The sequence below is a fragment of the Pseudomonas plecoglossicida NBRC 103162 = DSM 15088 genome (assembly GCF_000730665.1).
In the GTDB taxonomy this organism is placed as follows: domain Bacteria; phylum Pseudomonadota; class Gammaproteobacteria; order Pseudomonadales; family Pseudomonadaceae; genus Aquipseudomonas; species Aquipseudomonas plecoglossicida.
Genome location: NZ_BBIV01000049.1, coordinates 21405 through 43887, shown reverse-complemented (window position 1 = coordinate 43887; position 22483 = coordinate 21405). Strand labels below are relative to the sequence as shown.

At 60.2% G+C, this 22483-nt stretch carries 22 protein-coding genes and 2 pseudogenes; 8 read left to right on the top strand and 16 right to left on the bottom strand.

Features of this window, described 5'->3' with window-relative positions:
• Positions 1-641: 641 nt before the first annotated feature.
• Positions 642-1064, bottom strand: a complete 423-nt coding sequence (locus PPL01S_RS25255) for a hypothetical protein (protein ID WP_156042682.1) — start codon at positions 1062-1064, stop codon at positions 642-644.
• 218 nt (positions 1065-1282) lie between these two features.
• On the opposite strand from PPL01S_RS25255, the gene PPL01S_RS21390 reads away from it, so the two are divergent.
• The gene (locus tag PPL01S_RS21390) at positions 1283-1855 is read left to right on the top strand and encodes a recombinase family protein (RefSeq protein ID WP_028626141.1); all 573 of its coding nucleotides are present in this window, start codon (positions 1283-1285) and stop codon (positions 1853-1855) included.
• A gap of 338 nt (positions 1856-2193) precedes the next feature.
• Here the strand turns inward: PPL01S_RS21390 and PPL01S_RS24845 are convergent, their stop codons facing one another.
• The 3 genes from PPL01S_RS24845 to PPL01S_RS21380 form a co-directional block, all read right to left on the bottom strand.
• The gene (locus PPL01S_RS24845) at positions 2194-2412 is read right to left on the bottom strand and encodes a retron Se72 family effector protein (protein WP_174435910.1); all 219 of its coding nucleotides are present in this window, start codon (positions 2410-2412) and stop codon (positions 2194-2196) included.
• Positions 2413-2415: 3 nt separating this feature from the next.
• A complete protein-coding gene (locus tag PPL01S_RS24840; RefSeq protein WP_081833319.1) occupies positions 2416-3597 on the bottom strand; it encodes a reverse transcriptase family protein in 1182 nt (393 codons plus the stop codon).
• A 707-nt stretch (positions 3598-4304) separates the two neighbouring features.
• Entirely contained in the window at positions 4305-5255 is a 951-nt protein-coding gene (locus PPL01S_RS21380) for a LysR family transcriptional regulator (protein WP_028626139.1), read from the bottom strand.
• 131 nt (positions 5256-5386) lie between these two features.
• On the opposite strand from PPL01S_RS21380, the gene PPL01S_RS21375 reads away from it, so the two are divergent.
• Positions 5387-6913 carry a CoA-acylating methylmalonate-semialdehyde dehydrogenase gene (locus PPL01S_RS21375; protein WP_016392363.1) on the top strand — a complete coding sequence of 509 codons (1527 nt, stop codon included), beginning with the start codon at positions 5387-5389 and terminating at the stop codon, positions 6911-6913.
• A 13-nt stretch (positions 6914-6926) separates the two neighbouring features.
• Complete coding sequence (mmsB, locus tag PPL01S_RS21370; RefSeq protein WP_016392362.1) at positions 6927-7814, top strand: 3-hydroxyisobutyrate dehydrogenase; 888 nt, start codon at positions 6927-6929, stop codon at positions 7812-7814.
• 134 nt (positions 7815-7948) lie between these two features.
• On the opposite strand, the gene PPL01S_RS24835 is transcribed toward mmsB, so the two are convergent.
• The 3 genes and pseudogenes from PPL01S_RS24835 to PPL01S_RS21360 all read right to left on the bottom strand — a co-directional run bounded on the left by PPL01S_RS24835 (position 7949) and on the right by PPL01S_RS21360 (position 9525).
• Entirely contained in the window at positions 7949-8305 is a 357-nt protein-coding gene (locus tag PPL01S_RS24835; protein ID WP_244212826.1) for a hypothetical protein, read from the bottom strand.
• Positions 8306-8321: 16 nt separating this feature from the next.
• Positions 8322-8474: pseudogene (locus PPL01S_RS21365) on the bottom strand (cupin domain-containing protein); the annotation flags it as partial.
• Between the two features lie 166 nt (positions 8475-8640).
• Entirely contained in the window at positions 8641-9525 is an 885-nt protein-coding gene (locus tag PPL01S_RS21360) for a LysR family transcriptional regulator (protein WP_016392360.1), read from the bottom strand.
• A gap of 78 nt (positions 9526-9603) precedes the next feature.
• Here PPL01S_RS21360 and PPL01S_RS21355 point away from each other — a divergent pair, with 78 nt between their 5' ends.
• The gene (locus tag PPL01S_RS21355) at positions 9604-10368 is read left to right on the top strand and encodes a sulfite exporter TauE/SafE family protein (protein WP_016392359.1); all 765 of its coding nucleotides are present in this window, start codon (positions 9604-9606) and stop codon (positions 10366-10368) included.
• On the opposite strand, the gene PPL01S_RS21350 is transcribed toward PPL01S_RS21355, so the two are convergent.
• A complete protein-coding gene (locus tag PPL01S_RS21350) occupies positions 10358-10672 on the bottom strand; it encodes a putative quinol monooxygenase (protein WP_016392358.1) in 315 nt (104 codons plus the stop codon). The two genes, PPL01S_RS21355 and PPL01S_RS21350, sit on opposite strands and share 11 nt — an antisense overlap.
• Positions 10673-10829: 157 nt before the next feature.
• Between PPL01S_RS21350 and mdaB the strand changes: the two genes are divergently transcribed.
• Positions 10830-11420 carry an NADPH:quinone oxidoreductase MdaB gene (gene mdaB, locus PPL01S_RS21345; protein ID WP_016392357.1) on the top strand — a complete coding sequence of 197 codons (591 nt, stop codon included), beginning with the start codon at positions 10830-10832 and terminating at the stop codon, positions 11418-11420.
• 60 nt (positions 11421-11480) lie between these two features.
• Positions 11481-12377 (top strand): LysR family transcriptional regulator, encoded by an 897-nt coding sequence (locus tag PPL01S_RS21340; protein WP_016392356.1) that lies wholly within the window; start codon positions 11481-11483, stop codon positions 12375-12377.
• Between the two features lie 137 nt (positions 12378-12514).
• Here PPL01S_RS21340 and PPL01S_RS26100 read toward each other — a convergent pair whose 3' ends face one another.
• The 3 genes and pseudogenes from PPL01S_RS26100 to ypfJ all read right to left on the bottom strand — a co-directional run bounded on the left by PPL01S_RS26100 (position 12515) and on the right by ypfJ (position 15532).
• Positions 12515-13378: a methyl-accepting chemotaxis protein gene (locus PPL01S_RS26100; RefSeq protein ID WP_373271158.1), complete on the bottom strand. Its 864-nt coding sequence runs from the start codon at positions 13376-13378 to the stop codon at positions 12515-12517.
• Positions 13373-14299, bottom strand: a pseudogene (locus tag PPL01S_RS26095) (methyl-accepting chemotaxis protein); the annotation flags it as partial. The pseudogene PPL01S_RS26095 and the gene PPL01S_RS26100, both read right to left, overlap by 6 nt.
• A gap of 339 nt (positions 14300-14638) precedes the next feature.
• Positions 14639-15532, bottom strand: a complete 894-nt coding sequence (gene ypfJ / locus PPL01S_RS21330) for a KPN_02809 family neutral zinc metallopeptidase (protein WP_016392354.1) — start codon at positions 15530-15532, stop codon at positions 14639-14641.
• 187 nt (positions 15533-15719) lie between these two features.
• Here ypfJ and pcaH point away from each other — a divergent pair, with 187 nt between their 5' ends.
• Together pcaH and pcaG are read left to right on the top strand one after the other, a co-directional pair.
• Complete coding sequence (gene pcaH / locus PPL01S_RS21325) at positions 15720-16439, top strand: protocatechuate 3,4-dioxygenase subunit beta (RefSeq protein WP_028626138.1); 720 nt, start codon at positions 15720-15722, stop codon at positions 16437-16439.
• A 10-nt stretch (positions 16440-16449) separates the two neighbouring features.
• Positions 16450-17055, top strand: a complete 606-nt coding sequence (gene pcaG / locus PPL01S_RS21320; RefSeq protein ID WP_016392352.1) for a protocatechuate 3,4-dioxygenase subunit alpha — start codon at positions 16450-16452, stop codon at positions 17053-17055.
• A 117-nt stretch (positions 17056-17172) separates the two neighbouring features.
• Here pcaG and PPL01S_RS21315 read toward each other — a convergent pair whose 3' ends face one another.
• The 5 genes from PPL01S_RS21315 to PPL01S_RS21295 all read right to left on the bottom strand — a co-directional run bounded on the left by PPL01S_RS21315 (position 17173) and on the right by PPL01S_RS21295 (position 22153).
• A complete protein-coding gene (locus PPL01S_RS21315; protein WP_016392351.1) occupies positions 17173-17607 on the bottom strand; it encodes a cupin domain-containing protein in 435 nt (144 codons plus the stop codon).
• Positions 17608-17716: 109 nt separating this feature from the next.
• The gene (locus PPL01S_RS21310) at positions 17717-18616 is read right to left on the bottom strand and encodes a LysR family transcriptional regulator (protein ID WP_016392350.1); all 900 of its coding nucleotides are present in this window, start codon (positions 18614-18616) and stop codon (positions 17717-17719) included.
• A 55-nt stretch (positions 18617-18671) separates the two neighbouring features.
• Positions 18672-19757 carry a tRNA (uridine(54)-C5)-methyltransferase TrmA gene (gene trmA / locus PPL01S_RS21305; RefSeq protein ID WP_028626137.1) on the bottom strand — a complete coding sequence of 362 codons (1086 nt, stop codon included), beginning with the start codon at positions 19755-19757 and terminating at the stop codon, positions 18672-18674.
• Positions 19754-21049 (bottom strand): NCS2 family permease, encoded by a 1296-nt coding sequence (locus PPL01S_RS21300; protein WP_016392348.1) that lies wholly within the window; start codon positions 21047-21049, stop codon positions 19754-19756. Before PPL01S_RS21300 ends, trmA begins: the two co-directional genes overlap by 4 nt.
• Positions 21050-21316: 267 nt before the next feature.
• Positions 21317-22153 carry an MFS transporter gene (locus tag PPL01S_RS21295; protein ID WP_016392347.1) on the bottom strand — a complete coding sequence of 279 codons (837 nt, stop codon included), beginning with the start codon at positions 22151-22153 and terminating at the stop codon, positions 21317-21319.
• Positions 22154-22483 lie beyond the last annotated feature (330 nt).

The following is a 22483-nucleotide window of genomic DNA, read 5'->3' as shown; positions in this document are numbered from 1 at the left end:
GAAGAGCTTGCGTAGCTTCACATCACTTTTTTAAAAAAGCTACGCAAGAAATGCTCTGTAGGCCACGAAAATCAAGGGGTTGTGAAAGATCCTTACACATACAAAGCGAAGCAAGCGATAGCGGCGAAGCGTGCTCTTCTCTTGTCCGGTGACGGACGAAGGTTGCTTTTTCAGGGTGGGCACCCTGCAAGTTAGTTTAGAGAAAAGAGGGGAAACAGATGGGTAATAGCCCATCCAAAAATCAGAAGAAATAGAACCCACAGCCCTGCTGTGAAGAGACTATCGCTTCGTCGTTACACGACAAGAGCACTCCCATGCACTCGCATGAATTAAGAGCAAGAGCAGGTTTGGCTTGTTGCCCAACCAATTGAAAAGCATTCACTCACTCCGTTCGCTCACCTGCTGACACTGGATGTATGAGAGAACGGTGTTCCAGAATTTTATACAGTGTCAGCCAAGGAAACCGAAGGTTGACGTGCTTGAGGATAAATCCTCAGTAGTCATTCCTCAGCGTCAACGCTGAAAAATAACCCTAGATCATTCGATGGTGAGGGAGAGAGGAACGATCCCACAAACACCGTATCATCATCCTCACCGTCGAACGGTGTGAACTGCCACCGCTTGCACGTGCAAGGAATTCGTCAGTAAGACGAAGGGCGAATGTCCAGCATTGGTTGGAATGCAATGCGGAAAGTTTGGCGTTCACCAACCTCAATCCATGTAGCCACCTCTCTTTTGAATTGGCTGTTTCCTGAGCAAGGACCTGCCCCTTCGGGGTCGGAGCCAACACCAACGAGTCTTCTACCGGGCTTTACATAGAAGGTTGCTTTCTCGTTGTTATCCAGCCGTGCCACCAGCTTTCCATCAATAAAGACACCGAAGAAACAGTGACCGGCTTGTATCGCACTTTCACGTATCACCGTCACTGTCGCGTCCTTGCCGAGATCCTCCGTTTGCAGTGTCAGCAAGCGATTGCCTGGAGCAGGTACAGCCTCACCAACAGTTGGTGCTGCAGCACAGCCACTCAACATTGCGATAGCTGCGGCGGTAATCAGTGGTCGCATTAGTTTCGTCCTTGTTATCGTGAAGGCACAAAGCTATCACTCCCATACGGACGCTCCAAGCGCTTCTGCCCTCCTCATGCGCTATTGGTGTCAACAATCGCACGTTTTGCGAAACCAGACGGAATAGCCGTATATTGGTGTCATAAAATGTGCTTTCAGGTTTGTGATACCACTGATAAGATGACACCATAATTTATGAGTACAGCAGGAAGTCAACAATGTCACGCACCTTCGTTTACGCCCGTGTCTCCACCACTGATCAAACCACTGACAACCAAGTGCTTGAGGTGAAAGGTGCAGGCTTCCAAGTGGAGCCACACCGCGTGATAGCTGAGACAATCAGCGGGTCCACTCAAGCAACGGAACGCCCTGGCTTCCAAAAGCTTCTGGAGCGTATGGAAAAAGGTGATGTGTTGATCGTTACCAAGCTTGACCGTCTTGGTCGTAATGCAATGGATGTTCGCACCACTGTTGAGAAGCTGGACTCCACAGGTATCAAGGTGCATTGTCTTGCTTTAGGTGGCGTTGACCTCACTAGCGCAGCAGGCAAGATGACAATGCAAGTGCTGAGTGCAGTGGCAGAGTTTGAACGTGACCTGTTAATTGAGCGTACCCATGCAGGTATCAACCGTGCGAAGTCCGAAGGTAAGAAGCTGGGGCGCCCCGAGGCGACAGGAACAACCAAGGATGTACAGACAGCCCGGTCTGAGGGGATGAGTCAATCACAAGTGGCTGAACACCTAAACATTAGTCTCGCCACCGTCAAACGGCACTGGAACAAGACTGCATAGAAGCTAGCCTTATACAGAGTCGTACATGCTCATTCTGTAGGGTAGGGTAGACACGCACTCAATTGCCTTGCTATGAGCCTCCTGTGAGTTTGTAGCAAGGCTTTCTTGTTTATGTCTATGGGGATTTTGAAATCATAAAGCTTATCGACCCGCTCTGTGATCTGGCCGTACTGAGCATGGGTGCTGTCTCTATGGATTTCCCCTCAGAAATCTGCCGGATACGAAGCGAAACCCCATTTCTGATTTGGGGAAAAGTGGGTTCGCGGTAGATGGGTAGAGCAGCGGGTAAAATCCTCCTGCTGCTCTTTAAGCGCGTCTTGCTGATTGATAGCAGAGCTTTAATCTTCGGTCAGCTTGTAAACTTTGTAAGCTCTAGGTCCTTTTGGAGCGCTTTTCACTTCAAAGCGAACTACATCACCGATTATTAAGCCCTCGGGTTCTGCCACGTCGTCATAAAAGAAAAAGACATCTCGCCCCTTATCTCTTCTTATAAAGCCGAAGCCTTTAAATGTGTCGTAGCTACTAACTGTACCTTGCTCAATTACAGCGTCACTCATGTCTTACTCCCACATCAAAGCTTTGGAAGGCACCCCGGAAAACCTGGATTGCAACTGCCGGCGTAAAGCTCTGGATAGAACTTTATCGGTTCTTGCCAAAATCCCAAGCTGGTAAATCAAGCGGCGATAAGCATTAATTACACCGATCTTTGTATGAGATTTTTTCGGTCTTTTAAGCATTTTATCGGTTTCTCGCCAAATGCTTGAAGTTGCCTTGCTATCATACAGGGGTAGAATATTTCGCATTCTATGTCGTAGCTTTGGGGCTTGAGCATGATTTAGCCGTGTAAGTTTTGCAACCTGCCCGGACACCTTATTCCAGAGGGCATGATAGTCATCTGAAAAACAATTCTTGGCATACTCTTGTTCACATATGTAAACCGAGTGCCTGATCATGTCTCGCTCAGCGCGACGGATTTTTGGTATGCCGTGTCCGACCCAAACGCCAGTCACGTTATAAGCTGATTTCAAGTCATCTGCACGCTCTACCTTGGTCTTGCTTTGACGAAGGCGAAGCCCATGCTCGCTGAATAGTCCGGCGACATATTTTATGGTTTTGGTAACTTCTTCTTGTGGTATCAAGCGATCAGCGGAGATGGTTACATCATCTAGCAGGCGAGAATACTGAAGCCCGTTGTCTCTTAATTTCTTTACATAGCTATATTCAGAATTATGAAATATCAGATTGGCTATGTAGCTAGAGGTGCAAGCACCCTGAGGAACTCTGCCTTCACGGGTAACTAGGCTGGTAAGGAGTGTGCTAACATCTTCTGGGAATTTTAAAAGATGTTTAAATATGGAATGCACGCTGTCTATATGGATGTTATCGTAAAAGTTCCGGATGTCCAGACTTATAAGGAATTTTGAGCCTGCATGTATTTTGCTGTTTTCTATATAGTCTCGCGGCTGGATTTCATCTTTTACCCCACCTTGCAAATAGTTAGGGTATTCGATTTTTTCGAACAGTCTTGAGTTTATTCTTTTCTGAAGGCGTTTGAGTTCATACTTGGGCTCGTAAACGTCTCGCTGTTTACCGCCTTTTGTTTCGATCACGAACGGCGTGTATGAGCTAGAAGCTTTCTTTGCTAGATCAGAAAGTAATTTTGGTGGCACGCCTAAAGTCTTGGCGAGGATAGCCAAGGAACCAATGGGGCCGTGAGGGTAATAGGGCTTGTCCTTTGCCACGTCGCAGACCTAATCAAGCGGTGGTAGAAAAGCAAAAATTAAGAGTCAGTTAGAACAAATCGAGCTCCATCAGATAGGAGAACAACTCGTGCCTAACCCAGAACCAGAAAGCCTTAACGGTCATTCTGAAAGCTGCACTTGAGCCAACTCTTTTCCACAAAGGACTATCTCTAGGCACTTCGGGAACGCTCTCTTTTGTAACAGTCACAGGTACATCAGGTTTCATGTAAAACATGGCTTTTTCCTCTCAGCATGCAGAAGCGAGAAATTCGCATCTGTGGCCAGACCAAGCGGAGTAAGCAGTCAAGGAATATTACTATTAGCTCAAGTGGACTCTTAACATTTACGCCAGACAACGGTCGCAGCCCGCCATTTAGATAGCGAACCACGCGCTCCCCTGCGAGCAGAGGGTACCGCCGCGCCGGTCATGACCCTTGTGAGGGTCGCCAGTTAAGGCATCGATTTCCTTGAAAATGTGACTTTAAAGAGCAGAACAGGTGGATACACCTGCGGGTCGAAGCATATTCATTAAGAAAGTATGCTGTCAATACGACATTACTAAAAAATGACCTTACGTAGGATCACTAGTAAGCGTGCCGGTGCTGTGGTTAGGTGCTCAGTCACAACCACTGTCACAACCACTGTCACAAGTCGTTGCCATCGCACCCATGCGGTAGGTAGGATGAGGTACCCTTACTCCTTGTCGATCATTCCTGAGCGAAAACCATCCCGCGGGTTTCGCCCATCAACAACGGTGCATTCGCCTCGGTCACGCCCCGGATGTAATCCCACAGCAAGGTAATCCGCTTCAACTTGCGCAAATCCTCCCGGCAGTACATCCAGAACTGCCGCGTCACCTCGATCTCCTCCGGCAACACCGTCATCAGCCGCGGATCCTGCGCCGCCAGGAAACACGGCAGGATCGCCAGTCCACGCCCCTGCAAGGCCGCTGTGTACTGCGCGATCACACTGGTGCTGCGCAGGTGGGCACTGGCATTGGGGATCAGGTTGGCCAGGTACAACAGCTCCGAACTGAACGCCAGGTCGTCCACATAGCTGATGAACGGATGGCCCACCAGGTCGCTCACCTGGCGAATCGGCGCGTGGCTGTCGAGGTAGTCCTGGGTCGCATACAGGCGCAGCCGGTAGTCGCACAGCTTGCAGCACACATAGGGCCCATGCTCCGGGCGCTCCAGGGCGATGACGATGTCGGCTTCGCGCTTGGACAGGCTGATGAAGTGCGGCAGCGGCAGGATATCCACGGAAATTGCCGGGTAGGCGTCGACGAAATGGCTCAGCTGCGGGGTGACGAAGAAACTGCCGAAGCCCTCGGTACAGCCCATGCGCACATGCCCCGACAGCGCTACGCCAGATCCTGACACCTGCTCGCAAGCCATGTGCAGGGTGCTTTCGATCGATTCGGCATACCCCAACAGACGCTGCCCCTCGGCGGTCAGCACGAAGCCATTGGTGCGGGACTTTTCGAACAGCAAGGTACCCAGCGCACCCTCCAGCGAGCTGATGCGCCGAGACACTGTGGTGTAGTCGACGCTCAGGCGTTTGGCGGCGCTGCTGGCCTTGCGGGTACGCGCCACTTCGAGGAAGAACTTCAGGTCGTCCCAGTTCAGCGCACTGAGGGAGGTCAGGTCTTTTTGCATGTTGATCCGGTTTTTTTGTGCGTTCTTGTTGGATGTTTGCACATCTATACTCGAAAAAAGCCCCAAGACGCCACCTGCGTTTGCATGGCACTGGCGATCGCGTCCCGACAATAATTCCAAGGAGTACGCAGATGAACGCACCACAATCCCCCGACCAGACCAAGGTCGAGCAGGTCAAGCTGCTGATCGACGGCCAGTGGGTCGAGTCGAAGACCACCGAGTGGCGCGACATCGTCAACCCGGCCACCCAGCAAGTGCTGGCGCGGGTGCCTTTCGCCACCGTCGAAGAAGTGGATGCGGCCGTGGCCGCTGCCGAGCGCGCGTTCAAGACCTGGCGCGACTCCCCGATCGGCGCCCGCATGCGCATCATGCTCAAGCTGCAGGCGCTGATCCGCGAACACACCAAGCGCATCGCCCAGACCCTCAGCGCCGAGCAGGGCAAGACCCTCGCCGACGCCGAGGGCGATATCTTCCGCGGCCTGGAAGTGGTCGAGCACGCCGCCTCCATCGGCACCCTGCAGATGGGCGAGTTCGCCGAGAACGTCGCCGGTGGGGTGGACACCTACACCCTGCGCCAGCCGATCGGCGTGTGCGCCGGCATCACCCCGTTCAACTTCCCGGCGATGATCCCGCTGTGGATGTTCCCGATGGCCATCGTCTGCGGCAACACCTTCGTCCTCAAACCGTCCGAGCAAGACCCGCTGTCGACCATGATGCTGGTCGAGCTGGCGCTGGAAGCCGGCGTGCCGGCCGGTGTGCTCAACGTGGTGCACGGCGGCAAGCAGGTGGTGGATGCGATCTGCACGCACAAGGACATCAAGGCGATTTCGTTCGTCGGCTCCACCGAGGTGGGCACCCACGTGTACAACCTGGGCAGCCAGCACGGCAAGCGCGTGCAATCGATGATGGGCGCCAAGAACCACGCTGTGGTGCTGCCCGATGCCAACCGCACGCAAACCGTCAACGCTCTGGTCGGTGCTGCCTTCGGCGCTGCCGGCCAGCGCTGCATGGCCACCTCGGTGGCGGTGCTGGTAGGCAAGGCGCGTGAGTTTCTGCCGGATATCAAGGAAGCGGCGAGCAAGCTCAAGGTCAATGCCGGCTGCGAGCCGGGCACCGATGTCGGCCCGGTGGTTTCCAAGCGCGCCAAGGAGCGCGTGCTGGGCCTGATCGAAAGCGGCATCAAGGAAGGCGCCAAGCTCGAACTCGATGGCCGTGAGGTGACGGTGCCAGGCTACGAGCAGGGCAACTTCGTCGGCCCGACCCTGTTCTCCGGGGTCAAGACCGACATGCAGGTCTACACCCAGGAAATCTTCGGCCCGGTGCTGGTGACCCTGGAAGTCGACACCCTCGACGAGGCCATCGCCCTGGTCAACGCCAACCCGTTCGGCAATGGTACCGGCCTGTTCACCCAGAGCGGCGCCGCGGCGCGCAAGTTCCAGAGCGAAATCGACATCGGCCAGGTCGGTATCAACATCCCGATTCCGGTACCTGTGCCGTTCTTCAGCTTCACCGGCTCGCGTGGCTCCAAGCTTGGCGACCTGGGCCCCTACGGCAAGCAAGTGGTGCAGTTCTACACTCAGACCAAGACCGTCACCGCCCGCTGGTTCGATGACGACAGCGTCAACGACGGTGTGAACACCACCATCAGCCTGCGCTAAGGAGTAGTTCGTCATGCGTATCGCATTCATCGGCCTGGGCAACATGGGCGCGCCCATGGCCCGCAACCTGATCAAGGCCGGCCACCCGTTGAACCTGTTCGACTTGAACAAGACCGTGCTGGCCGAGCTCGCCGAACTGGGCGGGCAGGTCAGCGCCTCGCCCAAGGACGCGGTCGCCAGTGCCGATCTGGTGATCACCATGCTGCCGGCAGCGGCCCACGTGCGCGGTGTCTACCTCAACGATGACGGTGTGCTCGCGGGCATTCGCCCCGGCACACCCACCGTGGATTGCAGCACCATCGACCCGCAGACCGCTCGCGACGTGTCCAAGGCCGCAGCGGCCAAGGGTGTGGACATGGGCGATGCGCCGGTGTCCGGTGGCACCGGCGGCGCGGCGGCGGGCACCTTGACCTTCATGGTCGGTGCCAGCGCCGAGCTGTTCGCCACGCTCAAGCCGGTGCTGGAACAGATGGGCCGCAACATCGTGCACTGCGGCGAGGTTGGTACCGGGCAGATCGCCAAGATCTGCAACAACCTGCTGCTGGGTATCTCGATGATCGGTGTGTCCGAAGCCATGGCCCTGGGCAATGCGCTGGGCATCGACACCAAGGTGCTGGCCGGGATCATCAACAGCTCGACCGGGCGCTGCTGGAGTTCCGACACCTACAACCCGTGGCCGGGCATCATCGAGACTGCGCCGGCATCGCGGGGGTACACCGGAGGGTTCGGTGCCGAGCTGATGCTCAAGGACCTGGGGCTGGCCACCGAGGCCGCGCGCCAGGCGCACCAGCCGGTGATCCTGGGCGCCGTGGCACAACAGCTGTACCAGGCCATGAGCCTGCGTGGTGAAGGTGGCAAGGACTTCTCGGCGATCGTCGAGGGGTACCGCAAGAAAGACTGACGAGCGAGGGGCTTCATCGCGGGCCGGGCGGCTTTCCCTCTGTAACTGCGCGCCAGAGGGAAGGGCGCCTGAGCCGCGATTTTTCATTCCGCTGGAGTATCAAACTTATTTCCGCATTGCAACTCATAGGTAGGTTACAAGAAGTGAGAAATTATGAGGGCTGAAAATAGTGTTATATGGAGGCTCCAGAGAGTGACAAGCAGTATTTTTATTGGCTTTGGAAAGTTTATAACCTCTTGTCGCTCTACCAAATTTTTTCTTATGAAAAAACTTGGTATTGCAAGAATTGTTGAAATGGTGCCGGTGCGCATCATTTTGCCAATTAGTCCGGCGCGTTGGTAAGTTGCCTTGTTTTGCTTGATGTACTGGCTGTTGGGGAATAATGACTCAAAATATTCAGTGCGTCTGGCGGCTATGATGCATTGTGCGGTCATTGTGATGATGATGAGGTTAATAATGACTGCGGCAATTACTCCCTCGTCGAGGATCACTTAGAAAGCTCCCGATACAGATCCAGGTACCCATGATCTTGCTGCCATCAGCCGACAGGTAGGCATTGAGGTTGACGGTGTGCGGATCGCCGCCGATGCGTTTCCACTTGGTGGCGTCCACGACCGGCGTCGGGCAGGTTTCGCGCAGGACGGTGATGAAATCGGACATGGCACAACTCCTGGTGACTGTTTGAATGACTCGTCACCATAGGGCCATCGGCCAGGCCGCAGTTGCCTGGGCTCGACGCCCAGCTGTCTGGTCGCGCTATGCATGCAGGTTGGTGATGCTCGCGCAATGACCGAGCAAGGCTGGTCGGCAGTTCATCGATCTGCCCTCAGGCTTGTACCAGCCGCTCCACCAACCCTGCTGCGTATCCCGGCAACCCTGAAAAGTCTCGTGCACACAGCAGCAGGCGCCGATTGGCCCAATCTTCCCGCAGCGCCACCCAATGCATCGGCAATACCCCCTGCCAACGTTTCACCGATGCCATGGGCACCACGCCGACACCAGCCCCGCCCGCCACCATGCGGATCACCCCATCAAACCCTTCGGCCCGCACCCGCACCTGCATGCGCCGCCCTTCGCGCAGGGCCTGTTCTTCCAGGTAAAGCGCCAGGGCACTGTTCGCCCCCAGGCCGACATGGCCATGGGCAAGGCAGTCGATGAAACTCGGCGCGGTCTCCAGGGCAAGGGGATGGTTCAGCGGGGTGACCAGCACCAGCGGATCATCGCGAAACGGCAAGGTCTGCAGATGCGCGCTGGGTGCCGCGGTGGAAATGATGCCCAGATCAGCCATGCCCTGGGTGATCGACTGCACGATCCGCAAGCTCGGCAGTTCCTGCACATCGACACTGACCCCGGGGTTGTCGGCCAGGTAGCTCGCCAGCAGTTCCGGCAGGTATTCGGTCAACGCCGCCGTGTTGCACAGCAGGCGCACCTGGCCTTGCTGGCCCTTGGCGTATTGGGCCAGGTCGAACTGCAAACGCTCGACCTGCTGGCCGATCTGTCGCGCATGTTGCAGCAGTGCCTGGCCGGCCGGCGTAGGTTGAATGCCCCGGCGGTTGCGTTCGAGCAGTGGCGTACCGAGCGAAGCTTCCATGGCCCGGATACGCGCGCTGGCCGACGGCAGCGACAGATGGCTGCGGCGCGCCCCGGCGGTAATGTTGCCGCACTCGACGGTGTGTCGGAAAAGCGCGAGGTCGATCAGGTCGAAATGCATCAGCCTCTGTCCTGGCAAGAGTCTGACTGAGTATATGGCAGATTTTCAGTCAGCCTGCTTCACGCCATCATGGCGGCCATGGAGACCTTGCTCGCTTTCTATCAGAACATCGGCCCGGCACTGACTTTGCTGGTAATTGCCACCTTCCTGCTGGCCGGTGCGGTCAAGGGCGTGATCGGCCTGGGCCTGCCGACCATCGCCATGGGCTTGCTCGGCCTGGCTATGTCGCCGGCGCAGGCAGCGGCGTTGCTCATCGTTCCTTCGACGCTCACCAACCTCTGGCAACTCGCGGCTGGCGGCCATCTGCTGGCGCTGCTGCGCCGGCTGGGGGCGATGCTGGCGATGATCTTCATCGGTACGCTGCTCGGCAGTGCCTGGCTCGGTATCGACAGCGGCCCGTGGGCGGTGCATGGACTGGGCGCGGCATTGGTCGTCTACGCCCTGTACGGGCTGGTTGCGCCGGCATTGCGCGTGGGCTCGGAAAGGGAAGGGTGGCTGGGGCCGCTCTGCGGGCTGGTGACAGGTGTCGTGACGGCGGCCACCGGCGTGTTCGTCATGCCGGCGGTGCCTTACCTGCAGAGCCTGGGCCTGACCCGAGACGAGATGATCCAGGCGCTCGGCCTGTCATTCACCGTTTCCACCGTGGCGCTGGCTTTCGGCCTGGCCGGGCAGGATGCCCTGGGTGGCCAGGCGCTGGGAGCTTCCCTGCTGATGCTGGCGCCTGCACTGCTGGGCATGCTGGCCGGCCAGTGGCTGCGCCAGCGCATCAGTGCGCCGCTGTTCAAGCGCTGCTTCTTCATCGGCCTGGCCGCGCTGGGCAGCCACTTGCTGATCAACGGCTAGCGGATGAGTCGCTGAGCATCTCGATCAGCTGGAGATCGAAATCGCGCTCCAGGTAGTCCATGCGCTTTTCGGAGAATTCGGCCATGTGCGGCAAGGCCGAGTGCACGTCCAGGGCGGCCTTGCTGGCCCACACCTCGTAGAACACGAACAGGCTCGGGTCGGCCTTGTCGCGCAGCATGTGGTATTCGATACAGCCCGGTTCCTGGCGGCTCGGCTCGACGTAGGCGCGGAACAAAGTTTCGAAGGCTTCGGCCATTTCCGGACGGGTCTTGGCCTTGAGGACGAAGGCGTATTGCTCACTCATGGATAACTACTCGCGGGTGGAAGATGAATCGATTCTACGGCAATAATTGACCATCCATTCGTGACTTGAGGGCAATTGTATTTTGCCCCGTCCTTGCTGTTTCCCGTGCCCGCGAATGCCTAATCTGCCGGTCATCGATTCTTGACGCGAGGTCAGCATGAAAAAGATTCTTCTGCTCAACGGTGGTAAACAGTTCGCTCACTCCGACGGCCGCCTCAACCAGACCCTGCACGACGCCGCACTGGCCCATCTGGACCGAGCCGGTTTCGACGTGCAGCAAACCTTCATCGACGGTGGCTATGACGTGCAGGCCGAGGTCGAGAAGTTCCTCTGGGCCGATGTGATCATCTATCAGATGCCAGGCTGGTGGATGGGTGCGCCCTGGACCGTGAAGAAATACGTCGACGAAGTCTTCACCGCCGGTCACGGCAGCCTGTACGCCAGCGATGGCCGCACCCGTTCGGATGCCTCGCAGAAGTACGGCAGCGGCGGCCTGGTGCAGGGCAAGCAATACATGCTGTCGCTGACCTGGAACGCACCGCAGCAGGCCTTCAACGACCCGAGCGATTTCTTCGAAGGCAAGGGCGTGGATGCCGTGTATTTCCCGTTCCACAAGGCCAATCAGTTCCTCGGCATGACCGGTTTGCCGACCTTCCTCGCGGTGGATGTGATGAAACGCCCGGATGTGCCAGCGGCCCTGGCAGCCTATGAAGCGCATCTGGCTCAGGTGTTCGGCAAGGCTGTTTAACTGGACTTGCTGCTAGCAAGCGGCTATCAATCACCGCTGAGTGCAGACACAGGCCCCTACGTGAAAACCCGATCCGAAGAACTCCAGGTATTCGTCGCCGTGATCGACTGCGGCTCGATTTCCGCAGCCGCCGAGCAGATCGGCCAGACCCCGTCGGCGGTCAGCCGCACGCTGTCGCGCCTGGAGGCCAAGCTGGGCACCACCTTGGTCAACCGCACCACGCGGCGCATGGACTTGACCGAGGAAGGACGCTTCTTCCTCGAACGCTCACGCCTGGTGCTGGAACAGATGGACGAGATGGAGGAGCGCTTGTCGATGAACCGGCAGACGGCCTCCGGGCGATTGCGCATCAACGCGGCCGCACCCTTCATGCTGCATGCCATCCTGCCGTGGATCGGTGAGTTCCGTCGCCAATACCCCGGCATCGAGCTGGAGCTCAACACCGACGACCTGATCATCGACCTGCTCGAGCAGAGCACGGACGTGGCCATTCGCATCGGCGAGCTGGCCGACTCCAGCCTGCACGCCCGCTCGCTGGGCTGCAGCCCGGTGCAGGTACTGGCCAGCCCCGCCTACCTCGAACGGCACGGTACCCCTGAGCGCGTGGAGGACCTGCATGAGCATTGCCTGCTCGGCTTCAGCCAGCCCGAATCGCTCAACCAATGGCCATTGCGTCATGCCCAGGGCGATCGCTGGCCGATCCGTCCGGCGCTGCTGGCCTCCAGCGGCGAAACCTTGCGCCAACTGGCCCTGGCGGGGGAGGGCATCGTCAGCCTGTCGCACTTCATGACCCACGAAGACATCCGCGCCGGGCGTCTGCAGGTGGTGCTCGGCCAAGCCCACAACGGCTATCGCCAGCCGATCCACGCTGTCTACTACCGCAACACGCAACTGGCCCTGCGCATCCAGTGCTTCCTCGATTTCATCCAGCGCAAATTGGCCATGTACGCCTGCTGAGTGGCCTGAGCGCGACAGTTCCTTTCCTGCTCAACGACGAGATGGGCGCGGGGTGGGGATGATCGTCAAAAACAAGCTGCTGGCCCTATCGCCGGCTTGCCGGCGATGGGCTGCAAAGCGGCCCCAAGCCCTCCAGGTCAGACGCGGAACTGGCTGACCAGCATCTGCAACTGCCCTCCAAGACGCGCCAGCTCCATGCTGGACTTCGCTGTCTCGTCACTGGCCGCCGCCGTCTGCTCCGACACATCCCGCACATTCAGGATGCTCCGGCTGATCTCTTCAGCCACCGCGCTCTGCTGCTCCGCCGCCGCCGCGATCTGCTGGTTCATCGACTGGATGCTCGACACCGTGCCGGTGATGTTCTCCAGCGAAGCCCCGGCCTTGCGCGCCAGTTCCACACTGCTGTCAGTCAGGGTGCGGCTACCGTGCATTGCATTGGCCACCTGTTGGGTGCCGTGCTGCAGGCCGGCGACCAGCTCTTCAATCTCCTCGGTCGACTTCTGGGTACGCTGGGCCAGGCCACGCACTTCATCGGCCACCACGGCAAAGCCACGGCCGGCCTCCCCGGCCCGGGCCGCTTCGATCGCGGCGTTGAGTGCCAGCAGGTTGGTCTGTTCGGCCACCGACTTGATCACGTCCATGACACTGCCGATCTTCTGGCTTTCCTGTTGCAGCAGGTTCATCGCTTCGGTGGAGCGGTGCACTTCCTCGGCCAGGCGCTCGATCTGGCTGATCGCTTCACCGACCACGCGGTCGCCCTCACGGGCCTCGTCGTCGGCGCCGGTGGCTGCGTGCGAAGCTTGCTCGGCGTTGCGCGCGACTTCCTGGACGGTTGCGGCCATTTCATGCATCGCGGAGGCGACCTGGTCGGTTTCCACCTTTTGGCTGTTGGCGCCGGCGCTGGTCTGCTCGGTCACTGCCGACAGCTCTTCGGCGGCGCTGGCGATCTGGGTGACGCCGTCGCGGATGCCACTGATCAGCTCGCGAAGGGTAACGCCCATGCGCGCGATGCCTTGCTGGAGCACGCCGATCTCGTCGCGGCGAGTAACCCGCAGGTCGTGGGTAAGGTCGCCGCCAGCGATCCGTTCCACGGCCTTCAGGGTTTCGCGCAGCGGGCCGGTGATCTGCCGGGTGATCAGCACGGCTGCCAGCACACCGGCGAGCAAGGCCAGTAGCGTGGCGATGGTCTGCAGGCTGCGAGCCTGGGCGCTCTCGACGTCGCGGCGTTCCAGCTGGATCTTGTACAGCGCGTCGCTGCGCTTGACGATGTCGGCGCCCTGCACGGTCATTTCGGCGCGGGCAGTGGTGATCTCGGCGACGGCATCGCGGAACTGGCGCACCGCGTCACGGTAGGCCTGCACCGACTGCTCGAACTGCTTCACTCGCGTGGCCTCGGCAGGCAACTGGCGCTTGAGGTCGTCGATTTCCACCAGCGCCGCGTCCAGCTGGCGCAGTGCGGCCTGTTCGTTGGCCGCGGTGCTTTCGGCGATGTAGCCGCGCACGTCGATACGCACTTGCAGCAATAGCTGGCGCGCCTTGCTGATCAGTTGGTACTGCGCCAGGCGCACGCCATCGGGCTCTGCGCGCGACATCACGTCCTGGCCCAGGGTATCCATGGCTTCATCGGCCTTGCTGGCGGACAGGTTCATGGCGTCGCGGGCGGCCTGCGAACCCTTGTAGCCGGCACGCATCTTGTTCAGCGATACCTTGTACTCGCTGATGGTCTGCCCCAGCTCCTTGAGCAGCTGGACGTTCTCCGGGCTCATGAAGGTGCTGGCCAGGTACTGCTGCTGCTTGCTGAAGGCATCAAGCTTGGCCTGCGTATTGGCAGCGGTGGTTTCGTCGCCGTTGGCGATCATGTACTGCAGGCGCGCGATCCGCAGGTCGGTCAGGTCCTTGTTGAGCTGGCCGATATCGCCCATCCAGTTGCTGCGGTCGATGAGGCTGCCCAGGCTGGTCCAGCCGGTCAGGGCCAGCAGGCCGGTTAGAAACAGCACCAGGCCGAAGCCCAGGCCGAGTTTTAGGTTGACGCTGATGTTGGCGAACCAGCTGTTCATGCACGCTCTCCAGAAAAATTTCGCTCACTTGATCTTCGATTGCGAGGCGTTGTTGTTCTGGATGCCCGCCTCAATCGTGCAGGGGTTATCGGCAAGAGGCGGGGAAGCTGAAGCGCTTTTTCAGCAGATTGGCATTTCTGTGAAAACGTTTGCGTCTTCTTGGGGCGTGCGCCGCGAACGGGCCGCTGAGCGGCCCGTGCTGTCTCAGAGACTGCGCGCGCTGAAGGTGTCGCAGCTGCTCACGTCGCCCTGGCCAAACCCGGCCTTGAACCAACGCACGCGTTGCTGCGATGTGCCATGGGTGAACGAGTCGGGCACTACGCGCCCTTGGCCCTGCTGCTGCAGGCGGTCATCGCCAATGGCATTGGCGGCATTCAAGGCTTCCTCGACATCACCCGGCTCCAGCCAGTTCAGGCGCTTCTGGGCCTGGTAGGCCCAGACCCCGGCCAGGCAGTCGGCCTGCAATTCCTGGCGAACCAGCAAGCCGTTGTCGCCTTCCATGCGCTGGCCGTTGCGACGCGCAGCATCGACCTTGGCCGACACGCCAAGCAGGGTTTGCACATGGTGGCCGATCTCGTGGGCGATCACGTAGGCCTGGGCGAAATCGCCAGCGGCGGCGAAGCGGGTTTCCATTTCACGGAAGAACGACATGTCCAGGTACACCCGTTGATCCGCCGGGCAGTAGAACGGGCCCACTGCCGCCGAGGCGAAGCCGCAGGCGGAATTCACCTGGCCACTGAACAGCACCAGCTTGGGATCGCGATACTGCTTGCCGGCCTGGGAGAACAGGGCTTTCCAGGTGTCCTCGGTGTCGCCCAGGATCGACGCGACGAACTGCGCCTGCTCGTCATTGGCCGCCGGCGCCTTGTTCTCTGTGCCACTGGGAAACTGCTGTTGCTGCTGCGACATCTGCCCGGTGAGCTGGCCGAGGATCTGCAGCGGGTCCTGGCCGGTGAGCCAGCCGATCCCGACGATCAGCAGAATCGCCCCAAGCCCCAGGCCTTTGCCGCCGCCGAAACGCATGCCGCCACCGCCGCCGCCACCTTCACCGCGGGCATCGACCACGTTGTCGCTACGCCGGCCTTTTCGCCATTCCATGAGGGCTCTCCAGAGCGTGAAACAGGAAGTAAAAGATTAGTTCACCCTTGGCAAAGGTACTAATTCATAACCATTTGGTTATGTATGGGGAGTGTGAATTCAATATTCATCTCGTGCGACCTATCCGAAATTGCAAGTCCGCCTGCTCAGCCCAGGCGCTCTGATAATTCCAAGAGAGGAAACCGGCATGCCCGCCCAGGACACCAGCCGCTTCGTGATCCGTGATCGCAATTGGCACCCCAAGGCCCTGACGCCTGACTACAAGACTTCCATCGCCCGTTCGCCGCGCCAGGCGCTGGTGAGCATTCCCCAGTCGATCAGTGAAACCACCGGCCCGGATTTTTCCCACCTGGGCTTCGAGGTCCATGACCATGACCTGCTGCTGAACTTCAACAACGGTGGCCTGCCCATCGGTGAGCGCATCATTGTCGCCGGCCGGGTCGTCGACCAGTACGGCAAGCCGGTGGCCAACACCTTGGTGGAAATGTGGCAAGCCAATGCCGGTGGCCGCTACCGGCACAAGAACGACCGCTACCTGGCACCGCTGGACCCGAACTTCGGCGGGGTTGGCCGTTGCCTGACCGACCGCGACGGCTACTACAGCTTCCGCACCATCAAGCCCGGCCCTTACCCATGGCGCAACGGTCCGAACGACTGGCGCCCGGCGCATATCCACTTCGCCATCAGCGGCCCTTCGATCGCCACCAAGCTGATCACCCAGCTGTACTTCGAGGGCGACCCGTTGATCCCGATGTGCCCGATCGTCAAGTCGATTGCCAACCCCGAAGCGGTGCAGCAACTGATCGCCAAGCTCGACATGAGCAACGCCAACCCGATGGACTGTCTGGCGTATCGCTTCGACATCGTGCTGCGTGGCCAGCGCAAGACCCACTTCGAGAACTGCTGAGGACTCCGCCATGCCAATCGAACTGCTGCCGGAAACGCCTTCGCAGACCGCCGGCCCCTACGTGCACATCGGCCTGGCCCTGGAAGCGGCCGGCAACCCGACCCGCGACCAGGAAATCTGGAACCGCCTGGCCAAGCCGGACGCCCCGGGCGAGCACATTCTGCTGATCGGCCAGGTGTATGACGGCAATGGCCACCTGGTGCGTGACTCGTTCCTGGAAATCTGGCAGGCCGATGCCGATGGCCAGTACCAGGATGCCTACAACCTGGAAAACGCCTTCAACAGCTTCGGTCGCACGGCCACCACATTCGATGCCGGCGAGTGGACCGTGCAAACGGTCAAGCCGGGTGTGGTCAACAATGCCGCCGGTGTGCCGATGGCCCCGCACATCAACATCAGCCTGTTCGCCCGGGGCATCAACATTCACCTGCATACGCGGTTGTATTTCGATGACGAGGCCGAAGCCAACGCCAAGTGCCCGGTGCTCAACCTGATCGAGCAGCCACAGCGGCGCGAGACGTTGATTGCCAAGCGTTGCGAGGTGGAGGGGAAGACGGCGTATCGCTTCGATATCCGGATTCAGGGGGAAGGGGAGACGGTGTTCTTCGACTTCTGATGTTGTTGGGGCCGCGTTGCGGCCCTTTCGCGACACAAGGCCGTTCCTACAGGTGATCGCGGTTGCCTGTAGGAGCGGCCTTGTGTCGCGAAAGGGCTGCAAAGCAGCCCCAGGCCCTCAGCCTTTCACAGGCTTCAGGTCAAACGCATCAGCCTGGTACTGGAACAACAGGCAGTCGGCTGCAGCAGTGCAGCCGCTCTCATGGACCAGATCGGCTGGCAGTTTGTAATAGGACCCGGCCGGATACTCGATGCGCTTGCCATCGATCACCGCATAGAAGGTCCCGCCCAAAACCACGGTCGGCAACGTCTGGCTGTGCTGGTGCAGGCCATTGTCTGTGCCCTTCCTGAATTTCACATAGGCCGAATAAGGCCCCTTGCCGAAGATATCGCCCTCGACGTTGGCATAACTCACGGCGCCCTTGGTATTGGGTACGTCCTGCCAATTCAATGCCGTACTGTCGGTCACCGAAATGCTTTTTTCCGCCGCGTTGACGGCGACAGCCAGGGTACCGAGCGTCAAGACCGCGATGATTGCTTGCACTGCTTTCATGGTGAAGTTCCTTCGTCAAGTGGATGTGCAACGAAGGGTAATCAAACGAAAGGCGCACAAATACGCAGCAGGTTAGTCATGACTTGTGCGCTTAGAGCACAAATCAGGATTACCATCTCGCCTGTGAGTAGTAAGCCTGAACGTAATCCAGCAGCGCCCGTACCTTGGGCGCCAGGTAGCGGCTCTGTGGATAAACTGCATACAGGCTGCGCGCGGGAAGCTTCCAGTTCTCCAGCACCGGCACCAAGCGCCCGTCCAGCAGTGCATCATGAACGATGAATCGGTCGAAACTGGCGATTCCCAGCCCGCCAATGGCGGCGGCTCGCAGGGCCATCGGCGAGTTCGCGCTCAGGCGCCGGGGCATGAGGATGTCGCACTGTTCGCCACAAGCCCCTGTCAGTTGCAGACGCTGCGGGTGCAACAGCTGGCTGTAGCCGAGCAGGGGATGGCTGGCCAATGCCTCGGGTGTGGTGGGTAACCCGTGGCGCTCCAGGTAGCGCGGAGCGGCCACCAGCATCACTTCACTGCTCGCCAGTCGGCGCGCGACCAGGCTGGAGTCCGGCAGGTGGTCGATAACCCGCAGGCACACATCGATCTGTTCCTCCAGCAGGTCGACGAAGCGATCGCTGCATTGCAGCTCGATCTGCAGCAGCGGGTGACGCTCGACGAAGTCCGGCAACCAGCGCGCCAGTTCCAGTTCGCCGAACGCCGTGGCCACCCCCAGGCGCAGGGTGCCGCTGGGCTGTTGCTGGTGCTCGGAGAGTTCCAGGGTCATCGCCTGCATCTGTTCGAGGATCTGCACGCAGTGGCGATAGAACAGCGCACCGGCTTCGGTCAGGTGCAGGCGGCGGGTGGTGCGGGTAAGCAATTGCGTGCCCAGGTGCTGTTCCAGCTGCTTCACCTGGCGTGACAGAACGGTATGCGACACGCCGGCCTGGCTGGCGGCGGCGCTGAAGCTGCCGAGGTCGACGACCCGGCGGAAGGTTTGCATGGCGCTGAACTGGTCCATCAACTCTCCTGGCTGCGTGCCGTGGGCCCGGGGGAGGGGCCCACGGCATCGCGGATCAGCGCCGGACCAGCAGCACCCCGCTTTCCATGTGATGGGTGTACGGGAACTGGTCGAACAGCGCGCAGCGTTCGATACGGTGGGTATCTTGCAGCTGGGCGATGTTCTGCGCCAGGGTCTCGGGGTTGCACGAGATGTACAGGATGCGCTCGAAGCGGCGAGTCAGTTCGCAGGTGTCCGGGTCCATGCCGGCACGCGGCGGGTCGACGAACACGGTGCCGAAGTCGTAGCTTTTCAGGTCGATGCCTTCCAGACGCCGGAACGGACGAACCTCGTTCAGCGCCTGGGTCAGCTCTTCCGCCGACAGGCGCACCAGGCGCACGTTATCCACAGCGTTCTCGTCGAGGTTGCTCAGGGCGGCGTTGACCGAGGTCTTGCTGATCTCGGTGGCCAGCACCTGGCGCACGCGGGTGGCCAGCGGCAGGGTGAAGTTGCCGTTGCCGCAGTACAGCTCCAGCAGGTCGTCGTCGCGCTCGCCGATGGCCTCGAATGCCCAGCTCAGCATCTTCTGGTTCACCGCGCCGTTGGGCTGGGTGAATGCGCCTTCCGGCTGGCGATAGCTGAACACCCGGCCGGCCACGTCGAGTTTTTCCACGGCGTAGTCGCGACCGATGACCAGGCGCTTGCCCTTGGAGCGTCCGATGAGGCTGACACCCAACTCTTCGGCCAGCTGCCGCGCTGCCACTTCCCAGGCGTCATCCAGCGGGCGGTGGTAGCACATCGTGACCATCGCATCGCCAGCCAGGGTGGTGAGGAACTCGACCTGGAACAGGCGATTGCTCAGTTCTTCACTGGCCTGCCAGGCCGCCTTCAGGCGCGGCATCAGCACGTTGATGCGCTCGCTGGCGATGGGGAAGTCATCGATCAGGATCGCCTTGTGCTTCTCGCCCGGGGCGAACATCGCGTAGTGGCGCTGGCCGTCCTCGCGCCACAGGCGAAACTCCGCGCGCAGGCGATAGTGCTCGCGCGGCGAGTCGAAGACCGCCGGCTCCGGCGCGCCGAAGGGGGCCAGCAGTTCGCGCAGGCGGGCGACCTTGGCCTGGAGTTGCGCGTCGTAGGCGCTTGGGTCGAAGACAGCACTCATGCGTTGAACCAGCCCAGCTTGATCACGAACAGGATGGAAAGGATCACCAGTGCCGGGTTCAGGTCGCGGTGGTGGCCCGAGATCAGCTTGACGGCGGTCCAGGAAATGAAGCCGAAGGCGATGCCGTTGGCGATCGAATAGGTCAGCGGCATGGCCAGCGCAGTCACCACCACTGGCGCGGCTTCGGTGACGTCGTCCCAGTTTATTTCGGCCAGGCCCGAGGCCATCAGCACCGCGACGAACAGCAGCGCGGGAGCGGTGGCGAAGGCCGGCACGCTACCGGCCAGCGGGGCGAAGAACAGCGCCAGCAGGAACAACACGGCGACCACGATGGCGGTCAGTCCAGTGCGGCCACCGGCGCTCACGCCAGCTGCCGATTCGATGTAGCTGGTGGTGGTCGAGGTACCCAGCAGGGAACCTGCCATGGCCGCGGTGCTGTCGGCGATCAGGGCGCGGCCCATCTTCGGCATGTGCCCGTCCTTGCCCATCAGGCCGGCGCGCTTGGCCACGCCGATCAGGGTGCCGGAGTTGTCGAACAGGTCGACGAACAGGAAGGCGAAGATCACGCTGACCAGGCCCACGTCGAGGGCGCCGGCGACGTCCAGCTGGAGGAAAGTCGGGGCCAGCGATGGCGGCATGGAGACGATGCCACCGAACGGTGTCACGCCCATGACGATCGAGGCGACGGTGACAGCGAGGATGCCGATCAGCACCGCGCCACGCACCTTCAGCGACTCGAGGCCGACGATCAGGAAGAAGCCCAGGGTGGCCAGGATCGGCGCCGGCTGCTTGAGGTCGCCCAAGCCCACCAGGGTGGCCGGGTTATCGACGACGATACCAGCGTTATGCAAGGCGATCAGCGCCAGGAACAAGCCGATACCGGCAGCGATGGCTGAACGCAAGGGCAGCGGGATGCTGTTCACGATCCATTCGCGGATGCGGAAGATCGACAGCAGGAAGAACATCACCGCCGACAGGAACACCGCGCCCAGGGCCACCTGCCAGGTATGGCCCATGTGCAGGACCACCGTGTAGGTGAAGAAGGCGTTCAGGCCCATGCCCGGCGCCAGGGCGATCGGGTAGTTGGCGATCAGGCCCATGGTCGTCGAACCGATGGCTGCCGCCAGGCAGGTGGCGACGAAGATTGCACCCTTGTCCATGCCGGTCTCGCCGAGGATGCTCGGGTTGACGAACAGGATGTAGGCCATGGCCAGAAAGGTGGTGACGCCCGCGAGAATCTCGGTGCGCACGTTGGTGTTGTGTGCTCTTAGTTGAAACAGCCTTTCCAGCATGCCCGCTCCCCAAGGCGCCCCCGGCGCCGTGAATGTATCGACCCCATCAGCAAAGCACAGACCGTACCGGTTGCCGTGGTTTTGTGTGGGGAGGAAAAAAGCCGCGCATCATACCAGCATGGATGGCAGGGGCCTATGGCCGTTGGGGAATGGGATGATTGGTGTCAGTACCGGCCCTATCGCCAGCAAGCCGGCTCCCACAGGTAAGGCTTGCGGAGTCCTTGTAAGAGCCGGCTTGCCGGCGATTGGGCCCTCGCAGTCACCCCGTCAACTGCTGTGCAACCGATCCCGCCTGGCCAGGCTCGGGAACAACTTTATCCACACCCCCGTCACCACCAAGGTACCCACGCCCCCCAGCACTACCGCCGGCACCGTCCCAAACCAGTGCGCCGTGACCCCGGACTCGAACTCGCCGAGCTGATTCGAGGCACCGATGAACAGGCCATTGACCGCGCTGACCCGGCCGCGCATCTCATCCGGCGTCTCCAGCTGCACGAACGCACCGCGGATCACCATGCTGATCATGTCCGCAGCGCCCAGCACCACCAGTACCGCCAGCGAGAACCAGAACGACGTCGACAGGCCAAACGCGATGGTTGCCACGCCGAACACCCCCACGGCAGTGAACATGGTCCGACCGACCTTGCGTTCGACCGGGAACCGCGCCAGCCACAACGACATCAGCAATGCGCCCACCGCCGGTGCCGAGCGCAGCAGGCCCAGGCCCGCCGGCATCTCGAACGAACGGGCTGCGCCCAGCAGGAAGGCCAGGGCGAAGATCAGCTCGCGGCTGACGTTGTCGGTGGCGCTGCCCAGTGCCAATGCCAGGGCGATCAGCCCCTGCAAGGTCTGGCACAGGGCTGCGACCTTGCGCCGGTCATAGCGGTCGGCAACATGCCCGGTGTGCAGCATGAACAGCACCCGAGGGGCGAATTCGACCAGCCCCACCAAGCCCAGGTCGAGCACATTGCCGGTCAGTTGGTAGAGGTGCCAGCCGATCGCCACGGTGAGCATCTGAAAGCCGCTGGCAGTGAACACACGCGCCAGCCAGAAGGCCATGAAGGGACGATGATGGCGCAACAACTGCGGGGTGGATTCGGGCATCGGAAACCTGTGGGCTCGGCGCAGTAGAGGGGTCGGCAGCGTATCATCTGTTTGTAACAAAAGGTTACTGTTTGCCCGGATCTGCACGTTTTCACAGGTGACGAAAGGGGGTGGGGCAACCGGTCACGCGGCAATCAACCACACGGACCGTCGGTCCATTCGAGACTATGCTTGCAAGCATTCGTTGATCTGGATCAATCGTTCCAGAACTAACGATTGGCCTTCGGGCCGGAATCCCTGCGATTGCACAGAACAATTCCAACTCGCCGCACTCGATACCGTGGGGGCAGTAGGCGCAAGGGCCTGGCGCCCGAATGCCGGATTATCTGA